The sequence below is a fragment of the Thalassobaculum salexigens DSM 19539 genome, assembly GCF_000423805.1.
GTDB classification, from domain to species: Bacteria; Pseudomonadota; Alphaproteobacteria; order Thalassobaculales; family Thalassobaculaceae; genus Thalassobaculum; species Thalassobaculum litoreum.
On record NZ_KE384095.1, the window covers coordinates 192491 to 212612 of the forward strand.

Annotated in this window: 15 protein-coding genes; 10 read left to right on the forward strand and 5 right to left on the reverse strand. The window is 52.7% G+C overall.

What is annotated here, in order from left to right:
• Positions 1-248: 248 nt before the first annotated feature.
• Positions 249-1904, forward strand: a complete 1656-nt coding sequence (locus tag G578_RS0121320) for a DUF262 domain-containing protein (RefSeq protein ID WP_028795955.1) — start codon at positions 249-251, stop codon at positions 1902-1904.
• 10 nt (positions 1905-1914) lie between these two features.
• Here the strand turns inward: G578_RS0121320 and G578_RS29750 are convergent, their stop codons facing one another.
• Positions 1915-2760, reverse strand: coding sequence for a hypothetical protein (locus G578_RS29750; RefSeq protein ID WP_156907423.1), 846 nt, complete (start codon positions 2758-2760; stop codon positions 1915-1917).
• A 214-nt stretch (positions 2761-2974) separates the two neighbouring features.
• On the opposite strand from G578_RS29750, the gene G578_RS0121325 reads away from it, so the two are divergent.
• The 6 genes from G578_RS0121325 (at position 2975) to G578_RS29270 (ending at position 14057) form a co-directional block, all read left to right on the forward strand.
• The gene (locus tag G578_RS0121325) at positions 2975-3271 is read left to right on the forward strand and encodes a HigA family addiction module antitoxin (RefSeq protein WP_028795956.1); all 297 of its coding nucleotides are present in this window, start codon (positions 2975-2977) and stop codon (positions 3269-3271) included.
• Positions 3272-6049 carry a class I SAM-dependent DNA methyltransferase gene (locus G578_RS29265; RefSeq protein WP_084619100.1) on the forward strand — a complete coding sequence of 926 codons (2778 nt, stop codon included), beginning with the start codon at positions 3272-3274 and terminating at the stop codon, positions 6047-6049.
• A 178-nt stretch (positions 6050-6227) separates the two neighbouring features.
• The gene (locus G578_RS0121330; protein ID WP_425425917.1) at positions 6228-8105 is read left to right on the forward strand and encodes a pseudomurein-binding repeat-containing protein; all 1878 of its coding nucleotides are present in this window, start codon (positions 6228-6230) and stop codon (positions 8103-8105) included.
• A complete protein-coding gene (locus G578_RS0121335; RefSeq protein WP_028795958.1) occupies positions 8098-9288 on the forward strand; it encodes a GIY-YIG nuclease family protein in 1191 nt (396 codons plus the stop codon). The genes G578_RS0121330 and G578_RS0121335 overlap by 8 nt, the downstream gene beginning before the upstream one ends.
• Before the next feature lie 130 nt (positions 9289-9418).
• Positions 9419-10195, forward strand: a complete 777-nt coding sequence (locus G578_RS29755) for a hypothetical protein (RefSeq protein WP_156907424.1) — start codon at positions 9419-9421, stop codon at positions 10193-10195.
• Positions 10196-11090: 895 nt separating this feature from the next.
• Complete coding sequence (locus G578_RS29270; protein WP_084619167.1) at positions 11091-14057, forward strand: NACHT domain-containing protein; 2967 nt, start codon at positions 11091-11093, stop codon at positions 14055-14057.
• Between the two features lie 130 nt (positions 14058-14187).
• Here G578_RS29270 and G578_RS0121350 read toward each other — a convergent pair whose 3' ends face one another.
• A complete protein-coding gene (locus G578_RS0121350; RefSeq protein WP_028795959.1) occupies positions 14188-15354 on the reverse strand; it encodes a Fic family protein in 1167 nt (388 codons plus the stop codon).
• Positions 15355-15597: 243 nt separating this feature from the next.
• Here G578_RS0121350 and G578_RS29275 point away from each other — a divergent pair, with 243 nt between their 5' ends.
• Positions 15598-16167, forward strand: coding sequence for a recombinase family protein (locus G578_RS29275; RefSeq protein ID WP_084619101.1), 570 nt, complete (start codon positions 15598-15600; stop codon positions 16165-16167).
• 62 nt (positions 16168-16229) lie between these two features.
• Here G578_RS29275 and G578_RS29760 read toward each other — a convergent pair whose 3' ends face one another.
• On the reverse strand, positions 16230-17114 hold the full coding sequence (locus G578_RS29760) for a hypothetical protein (protein WP_156907425.1): 885 nt from the start codon (positions 17112-17114) through the stop codon (positions 16230-16232).
• 365 nt (positions 17115-17479) lie between these two features.
• Between G578_RS29760 and G578_RS0121355 the strand changes: the two genes are divergently transcribed.
• Both G578_RS0121355 and G578_RS29765 read left to right on the forward strand, forming a co-directional pair.
• A complete protein-coding gene (locus G578_RS0121355) occupies positions 17480-17665 on the forward strand; it encodes a hypothetical protein (RefSeq protein ID WP_156907426.1) in 186 nt (61 codons plus the stop codon).
• Positions 17666-18201: 536 nt separating this feature from the next.
• Positions 18202-18372, forward strand: coding sequence for a hypothetical protein (locus G578_RS29765; protein WP_156907427.1), 171 nt, complete (start codon positions 18202-18204; stop codon positions 18370-18372).
• Here the strand turns inward: G578_RS29765 and G578_RS0121365 are convergent.
• Together G578_RS0121365 and G578_RS0121370 are read right to left on the reverse strand one after the other, a co-directional pair.
• On the reverse strand, positions 18369-19001 hold the full coding sequence (locus G578_RS0121365; RefSeq protein ID WP_156907428.1) for a hypothetical protein: 633 nt from the start codon (positions 18999-19001) through the stop codon (positions 18369-18371). The two genes, G578_RS29765 and G578_RS0121365, sit on opposite strands and share 4 nt — an antisense overlap.
• A gap of 27 nt (positions 19002-19028) precedes the next feature.
• A complete protein-coding gene (locus tag G578_RS0121370; protein ID WP_028795962.1) occupies positions 19029-20117 on the reverse strand; it encodes a dienelactone hydrolase family protein in 1089 nt (362 codons plus the stop codon).
• Positions 20118-20122: the final 5 nt, after the last annotated feature.

A 20122-nucleotide genomic window follows, 5' to 3' on the forward strand; every position in this document is an offset into this window, starting at 1 on the left:
TCGCCACCTCCCCATAGCTCGTCGTCAATCCGGCAAATCTGGGCAACGAGGGAGCCCGATTGGAAGAAGCTCCAGCAAGGAGCAGGTGAGCGTGCAGGTCGAACTCGGAGGCGGAAGACAGCTGCCAGAAAGGCGGCGGACACTCGACGTTCCAACCAAGAAACCGATCAGCAACGGTAGAAGCTCGCCGATAGGTTACAGACCCGCCGTGCCGACCTACTATGCGATCATCCAGGTCGGGGGAGATTATGGAAGCACGCACAAAGAACATTGAGGAATGGTTTGCCATGATCTCGCAGGGCCAGGTTGCCCTGCCACGCTTTCAACGCCACGAGGCTTGGAGTGCAGGTCAGATCGAAGGCGTCCTGGAGAACGTCTTGCGGCAGCCATCTCTGCCGATTGGAGCACTGCTCACGCTTGAGGTAGGGGACAAGGAATTGTTCCACTCACGGTCCATCGTCGGGGCTCCGCCGACTAGCCAGAGACCCAGCATGCACCTGCTGGATGGCCAGCAGCGGATGACGGCATTGTGGCGTTCGCTGCATGCCGACTACGACGACATGACGATCTTCGTGAAACTGAACGGCGAAGATAGCGAGCCGGATGTCGAGATCGTCAAACGTTGGCCTCGCAAGGGTATTCGATACCCCGTATGGGCTGACGACCCGGTACAGCAGTTCGAACGGTCCTTGGTCCCAATCGATGTCCTCTGCCCTGGAAACGCCGGGGAAGAGCGTCTGGATGCCTGGTGTGATGCCGTAGGAGCTTCGAACCAGGACGGAAGGCGAATCGCGAAGCTGCGGTCTCGCGTCGCGGCCTACAAGGTCCCCTTCCTGGAGTTGCCGGTCGGGACATCTCAGGAGACCGCCCTGAACGTGTTCATCAACATGAACACGTCCGCATCGCCGTTGAAGGATTTCGATATCGTGGTCGCTCAGTTGGAGGGGGCGGTTGGGAACTCCCTCCACGAGATGGTCGAAGACCTGAAACAGCGGGTACCCGCAACCGCACATTTCAGCAAGATCGAAGACCTGACGCTGTCGGTCGGTGCACTACTCCTCGGCAAACCACCATTGAAAGCGACCTATCTTGATTTGGAGTTCGGCAAGGCGTTTGCGGAAATCTGGACCGATGTCCTGACCGGCATCGAGAGAGGTCTCAATTTCCTTCAGGACGAAGGTATCTACTCCGACAAGCTGCTGCCGACCGAGGTGGCTGTGTACCTAGTATCGGCATTGTGGGCTCGTGCTCCCAAGACCGGAGGCGATGAAGAAGGGCGTGCTCGAACTCTGATCCGCAAGGCACTCTGGCGGGCCAGCTTCACAGACCGGTACCTCAAGACCGCAGCGACGAGAGGATACGCCGACTTCGTTCGCCTCGCTGAGATCATCAGGGACCGCGACCACCCGAACCAGCCGGAACTCTTCGACGAGGAGGCCAATCCCCTCCCATCGGTCGAGGAGTTGGCGAAGGCAGGGTGGCCGTCTCGAAAGGATCGTCTGGCCAGAGCCATTATCGCGTGTTCGATGCACAAGGGTGGTTACGACTTCGCAGACGGCGAGAAGGCCAAAGCGACCAACATCGACCGACGCGAGTATCACCACCTCGTCCCCGTGAGTGTCTTGGGCGTCGACCGCGACGACGCGTACGCGACCAGGGCAATGAATTGTGCCCTCATCTCGTGGAAGACAAACCGGAAGATCGGGGCGAACACGCCGATGGCGTACCTCCAAGAGCGTGCGAAGGAAGCCGGTCTCGGAGAAGCTGAGGTACGCCAGAGGCTGGAAAGCCACATGGTGCCTTATGACACCCTGAAAGCTGGTGAATACGAGGCATTCATCCAGGTGAGAGCTGGACGCGTCCATGCAGCGATGGTGAAGCTTTGCACCGGAGAAATTGTTTGATGATTTCTAATTAAATGTTTTTCGTTCGAATTGGGCCACGTTTCAACTCTCTGGTTTCTTTTTCAGTAGCTCGCCATTTCTCACTCTCTTCTTTCCTTGTTGCAGATTTCTTTTCGGCATCCACTGCCCCGATCCGCCAAAGATACATGTCGAGTACGCGGATCAGGGGTGGATTGCCGACCTCCTTGGCTGCTGCCTCAAACTCACGCTGATGTTCGAGTGCAAACCCGAATAGCCTCTCTAGGCCGCTCACGTCTGTCTTAGGGGGACCAATCCCGAGCTTTCGAACAGCGAAGCACGCGTATGCATCGTACGCGGGGAGACACACCACAGTGCCGAGCACAACCTTTGTGGTAAGGGTTTTTAAAGCGTCCTGTTCAGGGCTTAACGGCGAACCATCACATTGATCAGCCGCAGGCTTGATCCCCTCTTTGACAGCGGATCTCGACCTCGACTTCAGCGGTTCATAGGCTGTTGTGAGTTTCCCGACGAGATCGCTGATTTGCCCCGCCTTATTGAAGGCAGTTTGGAAATCACAGTCCTGCAATTCCGCCAAACTTTCCCGATCTAGAACAGACCAGGCTCTTTGATGGATAGCGTGCGTACCACGCCGAAGGAAACCGCTTCCTCGATACATTCCGAACGCAGCCAAATAGACCGCGAGACGAAGGTTCGCGTAGTCATCTGGATATCTCGATCGGTCAGTCTCACTTCTCATCCATTTTTGGTAAAACTCGCGGAACGAATGCCATTCGGCAAAACCTCCGGCGTCCCCGTCCGTCACGCCATTTTGGTACTCTATAACCGTCTGAACTATTGGATGTTGCTCAAGGGCTTCCTGCTGCTTCTTATCCATTATTATTCCGACTCCATAATCGCCGCTCTGTTGGGCGATAAGTTTTACACGTATGAGATAACACGCGACAGAGAACCATCATGTGATCCGGGCTGTGTGAGCGGGATTGAGGCTTCAAATCTCGCCCGTCTTCCCGCCCGCCCCCTGAACCCGAATGGATACATTGACCAGTGTCGATTATCACTCTACACCCTAGAGGACGGTGGGAGGCGGCATGGACCATCCGGGCTCGATTGTACGACGTGAATGCATCACGAAGAACGGGCTCACCGTTACCGAGACGGCCCGCGTCCTCTGCGTCAACCGCCAGACCCTGAGCAACCTCCTGAACGGACGCTCCGGCGTTTCGCCTGAGATGGCGGTGCGGCTTGAGAAGGCCTTTGGAACTCCGGCCCGCACCTGGATGGAGCGGCAACTGGACTACGACCATGCCTTGGTCATGGGGCACGCCGAGCGAATCAAGGTGGAGCCATTTGCTCCACAGGACCAAAAGCAACAAGGCGGGGAATAGATGAACGCCGTCGAGATCGAAGAAGCCATTTCAGCCCTTGCCGCCGAACCGTTCGATCCGGACGAGTTCCCATACGCCTTTCTCGAAGCGTTCGGGAACAAGGCCACGACGATCAAGCGGCTTCGATCCGGATCATCCAACAGGTCCGATGTCGATGGCGTGCTTCAGACAAGCAACATTCACATCAAGACCTGTGCCCCTGGTGAGGTCGCCGACACCCTTACCGCACTTCGTAACAGCCCCGCGACAGCTCGTGCGAAGGCGAAGTTCATCCTGGCGACGGATGGCGTGGATTTTCAGGCCGAGGACCTCGCCTCGGACATTCCGCCTGTCGTCTGCGACTACAACGATTTCCCCGAGCACTTTGGATTCTTCCTGCCACTCGCCGGTATCTCGACGGTCAGGCAGGTCCGCGAAAGTGCCTTCGACATCAAGGCGACCGGCCGCCTCAACAGGCTCTACATCGAGCTACTTAGGAACAATCCGGACTGGGGAACGGCAGATCGACGGCCCGAGCTGAACCATTTTATGGCCCGTCTGATTTTCAGCTTCTTCGCCGAGGACACGGACATCTTCAACGGCGAAGGGCTTTTCACCCAGACTATCGAACAGATGAGTGAGTCAGACGGCTCAAACACAGGTTGGGTGATCTCGGAGCTATTCCGAGCAATGAACACACGCCCAAAGGACCGGCCGACCGGAAACTTCCGCCCCTGGGCCAATATCTTCCCTTACGTCAATGGAGGGCTGTTTTCTGGTTCCGTAGAAGTGCCGCGTTTTAGCCGAATGGCACGCACCTACCTGCTTAATGTCGGCAAGCTCGACTGGACAAAGATCAATCCCGACATCTTCGGTTCAATGATTCAGGCTGTCGCCGATGACGATGAACGCGGTGCACTGGGGATGCACTACACTTCGGTACCGAACATTTTAAAGGTTCTCAATCCGCTATTTCTCGATGACCTAAGAGAGAAACTTGAAGATGCAGAGGGAAATCCCCGGAAACTTCTCAATCTTCGCAATCGCATGGCTAGAATAAGGGTATTCGATCCGGCATGCGGATCAGGCAACTTTCTCGTCATTGCCTACAAGGAAATGCGTGCTATCGAAGCCAATATCAATCAGCGTCGAAACGAGAAAGAGCGAAACTCAGACATCCCTCTTACGAATTTTCGTGGGATAGAAATTCGCGACTTTCCAGCAGAAATCGCACGGCTTGCTCTTATAATAGCGGAATATCAATGCGACGTTCTCTATCGCGGACAAAAAGAGGCTTTAGCCGAATTTCTGCCTCTTGATGCAATGAATTGGATCACTTGCGGCAACGCTCTACGACTGGATTGGTTAAGCTTAATGGATGTGAAAGGAACTGGCGTAAAGCATCATGCTGACGACTTGTTCCACACCCCCCTAGATCAAGCACAGATCGATTTTGAAAATGAGGGGGGAGAAACATATATCTGTGGGAATCCCCCATACAGGGGTAGCCAATGGCAATCCGAAGAACAAAAGTCCGACTTGGGATCGATCTTTGATGGCCGTGTGAAAAATTGGAAATCACTCGACTATGTTACCGGGTGGTTCATGAAGGCCGCCGACTACGGGCGTAAAGCTGGCTCTATCGCCGCATTTGTGACTACGAACTCAATCTGTCAAGGCCGTCAGGTTGGAGCATTCTGGCCAATCATTTTGGCGACCGGGCATGAGATTACATTCGCCCATACAAGTTTCAAATGGGCTAATCTAGCGACTCAGAAAGCCGTCGTTACTGTTGTTATTGTAGGAATTTCGATTAACCCAGGGCGTACCAGACGATTATTCACGACCACAAACAACGGAGAAGCTGTACTAACGTATACTGAAAACATCAACCCATATCTTGTTCCAGCATCAAATGTTATTGTTGAACCAAAATCCAAACCCATTAGCCGTGTAAGTCTCATGAACTTTGGGAGCATGCCTAATGACGGCGGGAATCTGTTGGTAAACTCCGAAGAAGCACGACGTGTCGTCGCTCAGAACCCCGATATACGGCAATATATTCGCCCGATATTCGGAACTCAGGAATTTATCAACGGAATAGAGCGTCGTTGTATTTGGGTCGAAGACCCTGAATATCATCAAGCTCGGGAAGATGAATGGCTTCAGAGTCGGTTTCAGGCAGTTTCCGAAAAACGCCTCGAAAGCTCACGGTCAACAACCAAGAAATTGAGTGAATACCCGCATCGGTTTGGGGAAATTAGACAGAAAGGTAATGAAGTTGTCACAATAATTTCCAAGACATCATCTGAAACAAGAGAGTATATTCCGGTAAATATTCTCTCGAAAGGAAGCATTGTTTCTGAAGCCTTTGCATTATTTGATGCACCATTATGGAATATTGCGTTGCTTGTTTCAGCTCTTCATCTTGTGTGGATTGCGACAGTCTGCGGAAAACTCAAAACAGATTTCCGTTACTCTAATACGTTGGGATGGAACACATTCCCGGTTCCACAATTAACTGATAAAAATCGGGCCGATTTGACACGATGTGCCGAAGATATCCTACTGACGCGTGAGAACCACTTCCCCGCGACTATCGCGAACCTCTACGATCCACAGAAGATGCCTGACGATCTTCGGGCAGCACATGACCGCAATGACGAGGTCCTAGAACGAATATACATCGGTCGTCGATTCCGGAACGATACCGAGCGTCTCGAAAAGCTCTTTGAGCTCTACACAAGAATGACTGCAGCTAAGACCTTGACAGGAAGCAAATTCAGGATCGGAGCATAACGCAATGAACCGCGAGAAATCCGTCCCATCCGTCTCTGTTTCTTATGCTCAAAACGGTAGCTCCACCAAATCCAATGAGCTTGGGATGCGTCCCATGCAAGAACGTGCCTTCGAGAGACGAGGTGAGCAGTATCTCCTGATAAAGTCGCCACCGGCTTCCGGGAAGAGCCGAGCCCTCATGTTCATCGCTCTCGACAAATTGCGGAATCAGGGGCTCCGTAAGGCCATCATCACCGTACCGGAGAAATCCATCGGATCGAGCTTCGCGGACGAGCCGCTGAGTAAGGACGGCTTCTGGGCCGACTGGCATGTCGAGCCGAAATGGAACCTGTGCAACGCCCCCGGCTCGGAAGGGGGCAAGGCGGACTCCCTCGGGGCCTTCCTGAAGGGGGAGGACGAGGTTCTGGTCTGCCCGCACGCGACCTTCCGAAATGCGGTCGAGAAGTTCGGCGTCGAAGCCTTCGACGATTGTCTGATCGCGGTGGATGAGTTTCACCACGTCTCAGCAAATCCGGACAACAAACTCGGAGCTCAGCTCGCCGACCTGATCGCCAGGAACAAGGTGCATGTCGTCGCCATGACGGGCTCGTACTTCCGAGGCGACGCCGAACCCGTCCTCATGCCGCACGACGAGGCACGGTTCGATACGGTGACCTACACATATTATGAGCAGCTCAATGGGTATAAATACCTGAAGACGCTCGATATCGGCTACTATTTCTACACAGGCTCATACTCTGACGACATCCTCAAGGTGCTCGATCCGGACGAGAAGACCATCGTCCACATCCCGTCGGTCAATTCGCGTGAAAGCACGAAGGACAAGATCAGGGAGGTGGAGCACATCATCGAGGAACTCGGCGATTGGCTGGGGACCGACCCCGCCACCGGGTTCCAGCTCGTCAAGACGTCCGACGGTCGCGTGCTGCGAATCGCCGACCTGGTCGACGACGACCCATCCAAGCGGGACAAGGTCTCGGCAGCACTGAAGGACCCGACTCAGAAGGGCAACCGCGACCACGTCGACATCATCATTGCCCTCGGCATGGCCAAGGAGGGCTTCGATTGGATTTGGTGCCAGCACGCGTTGACGGTCGGCTACCGGTCGAGCTTGACCGAAATCGTTCAGATCATCGGCCGTGCGACCCGTGACGCGGAGGGCAAGACACGAGCCCGCTTCACCAACCTGATCGCCGAGCCAGATGCCGCCGAGGATGCCGTCACCGAGGCCGTGAACGACACCCTGAAGGCCATAGCCGCGAGCCTGCTGATGGAACAGGTCCTTGCTCCCCGCTTCAACTTCACCCCCAAGAACAAGGACAGCGGCCCGCAGGATGGCTTCGACTACGGCGAAGGCGGTTACGACCCGGACAAATGCAATGTCGGCTTCAACGAAGCGAGCGGTCGGTTCCAGATCGAGATTAAGGGGCTCGCGGAACCGAAAAGCAAAGAGGCCGAACGAATTTGTCAGGAGGACCTGAATGAGGTGATCGCGGCCTTCGTCCAGGACAAGACCACGGTCGAGCGAGGCCTCTTCGACGAGGAGCTTGTTCCCGAGGAGCTGACCCAGGTTCGGATGGGGAAGATCATCAAAGACCGGTACCCCGAACTCGACGACGAGGATCAGGAAGCCGTACGGCAGCATGCCATCGCCGCGTTGAACCTCACCCAAAAGGCCAAGGAGGCGGCCCTCGAAGAGGGCTCTTCCGAAGGCACCGGGAACAACGCCCTGATCCAGGGCGTTCGGAAGTTCGCACTCAGCGTCACGGAACTCGATATCGATCTGATCGACCGGATCAACCCGTTCAGCGAAGCCTATGCGATCCTGGCCAAGACCATGAGCGAGGAGAGCCTGAAGCAGGTTGCAGCCATCATCTCGGCGAAGAAGGTTCAACTCACGCCGGAAGAAGCTCGCGATCTGGCCAAGAGGGCTCTGAAATTCAAGCAGGAACGCGGACGGCTCCCGTCCATCACGTCTCCGGATGCTTGGGAAAAGCGGATGGCCGAGGGTGTAGCGTTCCTCGCTCGCATGAAGCAGGAAGCCGCCAATGGCTAAGGGATTCACGGACGAAGACGATGCCCTCCTGGCCGAACTGGGCGTCGAAGTCGAAGCGGAGCAGACCGCTACCCACACGCCTCGCGAAGAACGCATCATTGCCGGTTTCGAGGAGATACAGCGGTTCTTCGAGGAGCATGGGTATGCACCCCAGCACGGAGAGGGACGGGACATCTTCGAGCGTCTCTACGCCGTCCGCCTCGACCGCATCCGCGACCAGTCAGACTGCCGTGCCTTGGTCGAACCGCTAGACCATCAGGGTCTTCTCGGCGACGTGGCGGCGGCCCCTCAAGCCGCAGCCGATGAACTCGATGATGACGCCCTTCTGGCGGAGCTGGGGATCGATGCAGACGGTTCCGACCTGACGGAGCTGAAGCACGTCCGATCTGTCGCGGACAAGCGGGCCGCCGAGGAAATCGCCAATCGGGAACGATGTGAGGATTTCGAGACGTTCAAGCCGCTGTTCGAACAGGTCCAAAAAGAACTCGACACCGGCTTGAGGGAGACACGCCCGTTCGAACGCAAGGCCGAGATCGAGGAAGGTCGCTTCTTCATCCTGGGCGGACAGAAGGCGTACATCGCCGAAATCGGCGAGACCTTCACCCAGGAGTACGGAGACCGGGACGCCCGGATGCGTGTGATCTTCGACAACGGCACCGAGAGCAACATGCTGATGCGTTCGCTTCAGCGTGCCCTGCATAAGGACGATGCCGGTAGGCGGATCACCGAGCCGACAGCCGGTCCACTCTTCGCAAACAAGACCGCAGATGGGGACGAGGCCAGCGGAACGATCTACGTTCTGCGGAGTAAGTCCTCCCTCCCCCTGGTCGCCGAGAACCGCGACGTGCTGCACAAGATCGGCGTGACAAGCGGGAAGGTCGAGCGACGCATCGCGAACGCCAAGCTCGATCCGACATTTCTGATGGCCGAGGTCGAGGTCGTTGCGACCTACGAACTCTACAACATCAATCGGAGCAAGCTGGAGAACCTGATCCACCGCATCTTCGAACCGGCCCGGCTGGATATCGAGGTCATTGACCGCTTCGGACACCCGATCATCCCACGCGAGTGGTTCCTGGTCCCGCTGTACGCGATTGACGAAGCGGTGGACCGGATCAGGGATGGCTCAATCGCGAGCTACCGGTACAATCCGGAGCAGGCGGCTTTGGTGCCGTATCGGTAGTGTCGCAGAACAAAACTCCGGAAGCCCCTCTCTGGGTACATGACATCCAATCCCAGTGCCAGATCGCATTGAGCACAAGGGAACGCAGTTGATTAAGCTCTGGAATCCCAACACGTACCCTGAACCAATAATGGACCTTCTTAACGAGAAGGAAGGCTATTTTCGTCGATATTGGGAGTATGAGCGTTACCTAGAAAGTTTAGATGTCGATAGCGATATAGAAAAGCTTATCATTAAACAGAATGGCAACAAGTATTTTAACGATATCGAAGAAATAGCACTGGTCCTATCGGATATCCTCGATGGGTATAATATTAATTGTTATCATTATACGCGATTAATAGATGAAGAAATTGAGAGGATTAAATCGGAAGGATTCACTCTATCCACTCCTCATTTCTTATCCGAACGAACGCAGATTCTCGTTGATCTTGGGTATCTGAGTTCTGAGGAGCGGGTTCAAATCTTGCAAGATACGCCATTAGGCAGCCAGAATTATGGGCATCGTGACAACCAGGTATGGTTCACCACCGACCCATTTGAGACCAATTCAAATAGCGTTAATCTGTTAGTTGGAAGCTGGGGCGGCGAGTCAACATACTGGTGTCTGCGAGGCGAACTTTCTGAAAAGATTAAGTCGATTGGGACCCCTCGCATTGTTGAAGTCCTTCTGACATGTGGAGAGGAAATTGAAAACACAAAGATACGTAGTATTTCAGGAAAAATGATAAATCGGTTTTGTGCCGACAAGGGTTTAATTGACTACTATCAAGGTTCAGACATTTGCGTTCGGATGAACGTATCTCCTGAGAAGATCGTTCAGGTGATCAGCAGCGGTGATCATCGGTTCACTGAATTTGGAAAGACGTACCCAGATGACGTTTCTGCTTACTCTCGATTTAAGTGACACCCTGTCATCAGCCAGTGAGCGACCGATGCCATCTTTCCAACTTAGGCGGCGGCAGAGCTGCGTCGAAAACGACCTATATCGAGAACGCATGGGTCAGGGTCGAAGGACAATGTCGCCGGACTATCCACGTGCAAAGATCAGCAGGATCGCCCAACTAAATTGGTTGGCAGCCGCTAGATTGATTCCCGCCAGTACCGTACTAGCTCCGGGGTGAGCACAACCTTGCCAAGGTTGGGGTCGTGAGTTCGAATCTCATCGCCCGCTCCAATTTTCCTGCACATCGACGGTGTATCAGTCCCCCACCGGGGGACCCGCGGCTACCACGGGGCTACCAGTGGAAAGCGGGATTGTGACAATTCCGTCGAGAGCTTCCAATCGAATTCGATCGGTCGTCGAAGCATGCACCGGGTTGCTTACGACAGGCTTAACGTCAGCTGGGGGCGTCTGCTCGCCCGAAAGGTGCCGCGAGTAGTTTGAGTGATCTGCATACCGGCTGCTTAAATTGGATCGGGACAACACGACGGTGTAGCCAACACTGCTACAAACCCGAGCCATGGAGCGAGGGTTGGGTTGCCGCATCTATTCTCAAAGTAAAGCCCCGCAGAACACCTGAACACCTTCTTCTAGGCGAACGATCTAGCTTCGTGGACGATAAGGATGCCTAACGAATGTTAGGGCGATCCAGCTCAGATTTCATGCAACTACACGTCCGTACAGCGTCCTTCTGGTTGCATTGCCAATCAGAATAGTCTCTCATTCACCGTAGTGGGGCAATGACGCGGAAAATCCTCAAAAGATACCTTTGTGAGGCAGCTGTCTAGCTATAGCGGTTCTGATGTTCCAAGTGAAAGATGCGTAAAGAAAATTAATAAATCGGTAGGGACTGACAAATATGTCTGTGGTAGCGGGTATTGGTGGCGGTGTAGTCGCGAACTTTTTGTTTGGGGTGGCGAAAGATCGTGCACCAGATCGGCTCAAAAGGCTTGTGCCGGCTCTATTTTTTGGCGGGCCGTTGTCAGCAGCAGAAATTGATCATGTATTTTCAGGAGTAGTAGAGCAAATACTAGATAAATATTCTTCAGAGAGAAGTGTTCATCTATTTCTGAGCCCCGAGAAAACGTTCTCGGGAGGAGTTTTGAATCCACTGTTTCGGAATATTTTTTTGGAGGAGCGACTAGATAATAAGGCGTTAGAGAATAACTTCAGGGCTTGCATTCACATATCCGAATGGCGGTCTAATCCTAAAAAATATCAGCAAATATTAGACGATATCGTAAGATTAATTCGTAGAAGTCTTCTTGCAAATCAAGCAACTGCAACGTTCGCACTTAATACTAGCATGTCAGAGGTAAAGGATAAGTTAGACAAAATAGAATCTATTTGCGAAAAATGGAATCAATTCCTTCCCGAATATGGTAGTGCGGTCACAAGCAGCCCTGTTGACGAGTTTTCGAAAGAATATTTCTATGAGTTGAGGGAGAGAACAAAAGATACCTATATTAATGGATTGGAGATGATAACAAAAAAACCAGAATTTCATCAAAAAATAATGGACTCTTATATTAGCTTATACCTGAAGGGAATAGATGTAGAGTTCGGAAAAAGTTCAGGACAATCAGAAGAGTCTTTTGGTGCTTCCGAAATTATAAGAGATTGTAGAAGAATTATAGTACGCGGTCCTGCTGGTTGTGGTAAAACGACATTGCTTCAATGGATAATTTGGAATTGTGATCCGTTCAACGATTTTCAAGATAACCCATCTAAGCTCAAATTTTTTCCGATTTACATTCCTCTTCGTCGACTTGAACAACTTGGTACGCAATCATACACCATAAGAGATGTAATATTTAATACGCTTCCCAGCGATTCACTTCGTCCAGCGATGCCTGTCTCTTGGATTAGATCGGTAATGACCAAGGGCGTAGAAGTCATTCTATTGATTGATGGATTAGACGAAGTTCCTGAGAACCGGAGAAGAGACGTCTGGACGCTGGTGAAGTCAATTGCTACGGAATATCCAAGCGTTCGTATGCTGCTTACGTCTAGGCACGTAAGTGCGGTTCATGTTTCCGATGGTTCATACCGATCAGATATATTGCAGACACGGGAACTTTACGAACAGGCACGGCAGTTGTGGAACAAGCCCGATGACTTTTTCGAGTTTGTGGTTTCTCCCCTCAATGATGGGGAAATATTTGACCTTATTGATAAATGGTATGCTGGCGTTGATCCAGATTTTCTACGAGTTGAAGATCAAGAAAGAGTGGGAATATATCCAGAGTATTTAAAAGACGAACTATTCAAAGATCAGAATAAGCCAATTAAAGAACTGGCGAGAACCCCCCTTTTGGGCTCTCTGATTTGCATGTCTTTCTTATATAGTCGAGGTCACCTTCCCACCAGCAAAAGGGAAATCTATGATTATTCAGTAAGCTTGATGATATCCATCCGGGATGAGGCTAGAAGAATCGGCGTTCCACAGAAATTCTTTAACTTTACCGTAGAACTGAGAACAAAGCTTTTAAAAGATATAGCACTCATTATGCAGGAAGGTGTCCACCAAGGAGAAAGAGATCAAACGGTAGAAGTAGATAAATCAAAGGTCTTAGAATGGATCAGTGGATGGTTGATGGAGCACAAGCAATTATCCGGAACAGCAGACGATTATTTAGGGTTTTTGATTGATCGATGCTCAATTATCCGCGAACCAAGCTATAATCGAATTGATTTTATACACAGAAGTTTTATGGAATTCTTAGCAGCTGAACAAATTTCTCAAACTCGACGGCCCGAGCAGATTCGAGACAGAATCCTGAGAGATGAGTGGACGAATACGCTTCACTTCTGCATGTCGACTAAGGCAGGCGGATCGTATTTCGGATCGCTTCTTATACGAGAAATGTTTGATTATGTAAAAAATGGAACTCAGAAGAAAACCACTCGGCCAACATATCTAAAAATAATATCAATGTTGAATAGCTTCACTGAGGATCAATTAAATGTTAACGAAACCGTCAGGGAAATTTTTGGAGTAGTAGCTCCACTGCAGGATTCCGGAGAAGTCGACGAATGCCTGTCCGTTCCTGCATCTGTTTTAGCAAATTTTCTCGATTTTGGAGTTGTGACCTCTCGATACGATCAGAATGAGCTCCGCGAAGCGGTAAGTCTCCTTGCTAGACACAAAGATTTTGCAACAAAGGACATATTGTTGACCGGATATGAGAAGCTTCCGGACAAAGATATAATTCGTATTATAAATTATTCCGGTAAGCTGACTGTCTCTGAGCATACTGCTCTCAATGCAAGAATAAGGAACCGGTCTTATACGGAGCCTGTGTTCCTGACAGCAAATGAGTTACGTGATATCGAGCTTCGTTCTGCATTAATCAATTCCGCTTGGATTAGATTCCCTATCGAAGGAGATTCATTCGTTGGTTGGGATTATTTATATAGAACTAAGGAGGTTAAGTTTTCTGGAATCACTATTAGTGACTTTAAAATCATGTCTAAAAGTATAAATGTTAGAAGGTTTGACTCATGCGAAGTACTAATAGTTCAGTATGGGTCTGGATTTTCATTGGGGGATGTGTATGATCTTCTTCCGAATGTAAAAACAATCTCAATTCAGAACTGTAATGGTGTGTCATTGGCTGGTATGGAGAAATTCAGCCAACTTTCAGACATATGGATTGAGAACTGTTCTCAAAAAATTCAAGTTAGCTCATCTAATGTTCCAGAAAGCCTAGATTCGATCATATTTTTTAGAAGCGAATCACCGGACTTTCTTGACGAAACAGTTCGGCCAAAGGTCCTGATAGAGACAAGTGAAAATACGATAAGCCGATCTAGAGCTTCTTGATAACCAACGTTTCTGAGACGTCTCACGACGCACCCGGTCGCGGGCGCCAATCAACCGGTTTTCAGCTCTCATAACTGTGTCTCGAAACTCAATCTCTCATTCCCTGCGCTCGGGACGTTTTCGAGACGCCCTATGGCCCCTCGTGAAGGAGCGCCAAGTATCGACGGTAGGCGTATACCCGACCTCGGCGCTTGCCGGTGACCTCCTCCACGATGCCCATTGCTACCAAGTCGGACAACGCGGCATTCACTGTTGGTGTTGTCAGTCCGGTCGCCGCCCTCGCAGCAGGTCCGGAAATGAATGGTCGGGTCTGCATTGCCTCATGCACCCGCAGGACCGACCCGGCCCGAATGCTCTCCGACGAGATACGATCTCGATCCGTCCGGAATAGCTCGTCGATGCCGGTCGCAGTCTCGAAAGCCTGATTAGCGATCTCGGTCACACCGTCCAGGAAAAACTCGATCCACGCCTCCCATGATCCTCGTTCCCGCACCTCCTGAAGGAGGCGGTAGTAGTCGGCGCGGTGGGTCTTCAGATAGAGGCTTAGATAGAGCAACGGCTGACGGATGACGCCTGTCACGATGAGGAAGAGGGTGACGAGCAGACGACCGATCCGACCGTTGCCGTCGAGGAAGGGGTGGATGCTCTCGAACTGAACATGCAGGAGCCCGGCTTTGATCAACGCTGGAAGATTCGGCGTCTCGTCGTGCATGAACCGTTCGAACTGATCGAGACACTGGTTCATCTCGACCGCTGGAGGCGGGACATAGATGGCATTGCCAGGGCGCGTGCCTCCGATCCAATTCTGAGTGGTTCGGAATTCTCCTGGCATCTTCGAGCCGCCACGCCCCTGACGCAGCAGCCGCTCGTGCATCTCCCGAATCAGCCGGAGTGACAGCGGAAGTGATGACAGGCGGTCGAGCCCATACATCATCGCATCCACGTAATTCGACACTTCCCGGATATCGTCGACAGGCTGTCCCGCCTCAGCATTCATCTCGAATAGAAGAAGATCGTCGAGGGTCGACTGAGTGCCTTCGATCTGTGACGAAAGAACCGCTTCCTTGCGGACATACATGTACAGGAACAGCGGTTGATCCGGCAGTCTGGCCGCAACACCGTCCAGGCGCCCAAGTGCTCTCTCCGCCGCAGCAAGCCGGGTCACAATGGCTGGCGTGAGTGTGAGTGGCGGTTCCGGAGGAAGAGGCGGGGGAACGAAGGACCGGACGATCTCACCCCCAACCGGAGTTTCCACAAAGCTTCCCTGGCGTGAGCCCATTTGATCGGCGCTTGTCATGTGAGTGAGTTTACCAATTACACACCCTTAGTAAAGCGAGCTGATTTTGGATTTATTAATGATGTGCAATTGGTAAACGCACGTCATGCACCAATCCTCCGACGTAAAGCGGCCGAGGCAAATTCTCGTGCGCGTTCAGATAAGATAATCCCTAATAACAGTCGCAATATTATAACTAATATTTGAAGTATAAGAGATTTTATGATATGATTCACTTCATTTATAACAGTTCAGAGGGTTCGCATGCAGATAGGTTATTGTCGCGTTTCTACAGTCGACCAAAACCCCGACCTTCAACGTGACGCGTTGAACGGCGCTGGCTGCGAACATCTCTTCGAAGATCGTATGAGTGGAGCCAAAAGAGACCGACCTGGTTTGACCGAAGCACTCGCCTTTGCTCGTCCAGGCGACACGATCACGGTGTGGAGGCTCGACCGCCTGGGCCGATCCCTCAAGGACCTTCTTCAGATTGTTGCCGATCTCGACGAACGGGGTGTCGGCCTCAAGTCCTTATCCGAATCAATCGATACGTCGAGCAGTGGTGGTCGCCTGATATTCTCGATCTTCGGTGCTATCGGTGAGTTCGAGCGGAACCTGATTCGCGAACGCACTCTCGCCGGGTTAGACGCCGCACGTCGTCGAGGTCGGACGGGTGGGCGACCAAAGGCCCTATCCGACCGCGATGTCCTCGCGGCGAAGGCAATGCTGACCGACGATGCACTGACGGTGTCCGAAGTAGCTGAGAGGTTGGGTGTCAGTGTTCCAACGCTCTACCGTCACCTTCCTGGCGGTAGAGCTGCCATTACGGTATGACTTTTCACGGAGCTGGTCAGGGCAGTTAACTCGGCAACCAGCTTTTTCATCCATTCATATTTCTATTCAACTGTATTTGTTGAAATACTATTACTATCAGTAATTATATTAACTGATTTCAGTTCCGGATTTCCTCGTTTATCGAATCCTCTCTGCATTCTAATACCTCGTAGTCCACCAGACCACATTGTCGCCCAAGAACGTATGAACTTCACAAGCTCCTCCATAAACGACCAACCTAAATCCCCCAATCTTTTGTACTCTTTATGCGTAACTCTCTTGCGCCCTTTAACCTGGTAATTGATAATCCGAGCCACATTCTTCTTCATATCTTTATCCTTATGAAGAGACTGTGCCGAAACTGATACGCGCAATCGACCCGTTGGTTTGAATGTCTTGTTCAAACTTTCAACCAGATTATTTTTTGAAATTCCGGGATGATAAAAAATCAGATGGGCATGAAGCCGAAGGGACCCATCTTCCTCTTCAGCTAGCTCTCGATGTCCGAAGTATTTCACATCTGGTAGGTCAACTCGAATCCGATAATCCAATCTGGTCTTAAGTTTCTTCGCTTCATACTCAAAAGAATCGCCCCTTTTTTTCGAACACATATTGATTAGAACAACGCTCATATCATCACTATCAGCATTTCCATCCGAAACAGCTTCCAATTTCTGTAGGAATCTTCGTGTTTCTTTCTTGTCAATCCATCTTGAACAGAATGGACAGAACGGCAACTGGCACCTAGACCGGCGGGCTATTGTTCTCCCACGTCTGGTAGTGATGTGTTTCCCGCACCGGCGCAAATTTTTTGCAATCAAACGGATTGGATCATCGGCGGGATAACCAGACGCAACAATTGCATCAAGCAACGCCTGCTTTTTATCCTTTTTGATTCGGCTGTTGAGGTAATCGAACAAGATTTTTTCAGAGACTTCCAAGTTCATTCCAATGCTCCTTCGGGTGGAGCAACATTGAACTTGGAACACTCGAAAACGGCGCGTTGGCTATGAACCTAGGGTCTGGGCAGCCTACGCGAAACGGGTGGTCAACTCGATCATCGCTCCACCAAACGGGTTATAAACAACGTTCTCGATCAGCTATCGATCAAGTTCGCTAAGGTTACGTTTGATGAAGCGGATAAAATGACGACCCGCCATTGAAGAAAGATGGCGCCTCTTTTTGCCGAATCAAGTCCTCGAAGCGATCGGTGCAGACCTAAACACCACATGTCCGTACCGGCCTGATGTAGTTGCTGGACCCAATCGGTCTTCACTTGCCGATGTCGATCCCCGTTAAGGAACCATTCGGGGTGAACGATTTCCAAACTCGGGTCGCGATCCAACTGCACAAGAATATGCAGATCAGCCGTACGGCAATCCTCGGCGAGGATGACCCCAAACCGATCAATCTGGTCAATGATGTCGAAGCCATGTCTCCTGGCGCCGTCGTAGCCAACCGTCAGCCAAGAAGGATCGTGTTGATGGCGTCAATCTGAAGTACTGGGTTCCCGGTCGCCGAAACGCTCAACCTGCTTTGCACTTTTGGCAGCGAGCATCTCCACCAAAGCCCTGAGGGTCTTCGATGTCGGTCCTTCGATACACTCTATTGTAGCACAATAGGCTTCATCGTCCGGACCGGTGACCTCGGCGAAGAGACGAGCGACGGCAGCGTCGACGACACGACCCAACGGAACGTCGAAGCGTTGGGCAAGCGCCCTAATCTTCGCATCCGTGTCGGGTTCGAGATCGCGGAACCTATGTACCTTCGACTGTCTCTGCTGACCGTCTGGGCTGCGATCTCGTCGTCCACGTAACTGCACTGGCGGCACTCCCTGTTCACCGGGATGTCCACCGACGCCACCGAGCCTGTGAGAGGCCCGATGACGATTCCGGTAAACAGAGCACATCGCTGTACTCGCCGGTATTTAGGGAACCGCGTCAGTCGGGCCGTGAGTTTCGTCGGACGCGTGTCACACAGGGGTAAATAACCTTGTCACATGCCGACATCGGCAAACACGGGAGAGAGCATCAGATGAAGTGGACAATCAGGAACGTCGAGCCGGGGGCAATCGACATGATTGCCGTGATGGCTGAGAAATCGGGGTGGACGTACGGCGCGCTGATCAGTGATGCGATTGCAGTTTGGTATGACGCTCTGCCGTATGAAGACGAAGTCGACGACGAGCCCCTCCAAGCCGCCTAGACGGCCAACCCTCGTGTCGACATAGGTGAACCCCCACCAAGCTCGACAGGCCCGCTCAGCCACTGCGAGTAGAGCCTGGAGCGCATCGTGGTCAGCAGTTCGAAGTCCAGCGACTGCTCCTCGAACACACCGCACTGGTGCGAGAGGGTGCCGTACTCGAAAGACGTGGCGATCACCTTCTGCGGTCGACCGCGCCCCCAGCTCCGCATGTGATCCCAGAACGAACGGAAGTCCGTCTTCTCCATCTTTGTGAGGTCACCACGGACCTCGGCATGCGCGTCGCAGAAGCGGGTCAGCATCGGGTCTCGGTCCTCCTCCGTGGCCGCGATGACCACCCAGGAGAGAATCAGTCCGCACATGGCGATCTGTCCCGGACGCGGTGCTGTGGTGAATCGGTAATCGCGAAGCCATTTCTCTTGGGATGAGGCGATCACCCACGACGCCCGCTCACCTTCGATCAACTGGAGGCGTCCGAGGATCGAGAACGCCATCATGCCGTCGTCGTTCGGATGACCACGTCCGATCAGAATTTCCCCGGTAATCGTGCTCAAAAGCGCCTCCCTGCAGTCATAGAACTGGAAAGGGGTGACGCCATGCAGCATCACCCCCGAGATCGGATGACGAAGCACCGTTACCGGTGTCCGCCATAGCGCGTGTCAGTTCCCAAGATGGGTGGCGAAGAACCCGGCCGTCCGACGCAAACTATCCGTCGCCGCTTGATCGTTGCGGCCGATGTGAGCGCCACGCTTGGCACACCCCTTCACCATCGATCCGACGAACTCGGTCCAGGATTTGCCGACCGAGGCGAACTCACCGGCACGCTCTTCGCCGTCGTCACCGATCACCTGCTGTGGGCACTGGTCGAACTGCCAAGCCTTCTCGTTCCAGTAGACCGGCTTGTCGCTGATGAACCCGTGATACGCGCCCTCGTACTGCACGATCTCAACCGAGGCCCCGTTGTTCCGCATATCCTCGGCATTGGTCACACAGGAGGCTGGACTGGTGTAGTCGTCGGCGCCACCGAGCAGCATCAGCACCGGTGCACCGGTCGCCACGTGGTTTTCGAACTTCGACCCGCATCCGGCATAGATCGGCACGTGGGCGGCGAATCTCGGTCCACCCGGCAGCACCTTCGACACGAAGGTTTCGTTCGCCGTCAGGTTCGACACCGTGCCGCCGAACGAGAACCCGGTGACGCCGATCTTCGATCCATCCACATCCGGACGCTTGGCGAGGGCATCGAGTGCCATCAACGTATCGACGACACGCGAAGCTCGGGATAGCTGACCCTGGTTCCCGGTGGTCTCGTCGATCCCACGACCGGAATAACTGTCGGCAAAGAAGGTGCCGATACCCTTGATCAGGAGCGCGTCGCGGAGATCGTCCTTCCAGGCCTGATAGTTCGGATGATCCGGCTGACCCGAGCCATGCTGTACCACCACGACCGGATGTTTACCGGGTGTTTTCGGCAGGTAAAGGGCGCCGGTCAGGGTGTGTGAGACGCGCTTCCACGTGCGCTGGTACACGTCCCGCATGAAGTCCATGTCGTAGCCGACATACGAGACATCGGTCTTCGTGTACGGCAGTTCGGCCTTCGCAGTCTGCTTGGCCGCGACAGGCGAAGACGACGCAGTCGATCCGCTGTTCGCCGTATTTTGGCCCGTGGTCTGACATCCTGCCAACGCCATCATTCCGATGGCGACGACACCAACGCCCAAGATCGATTTCAACGATTCTCCGTGCATGCATT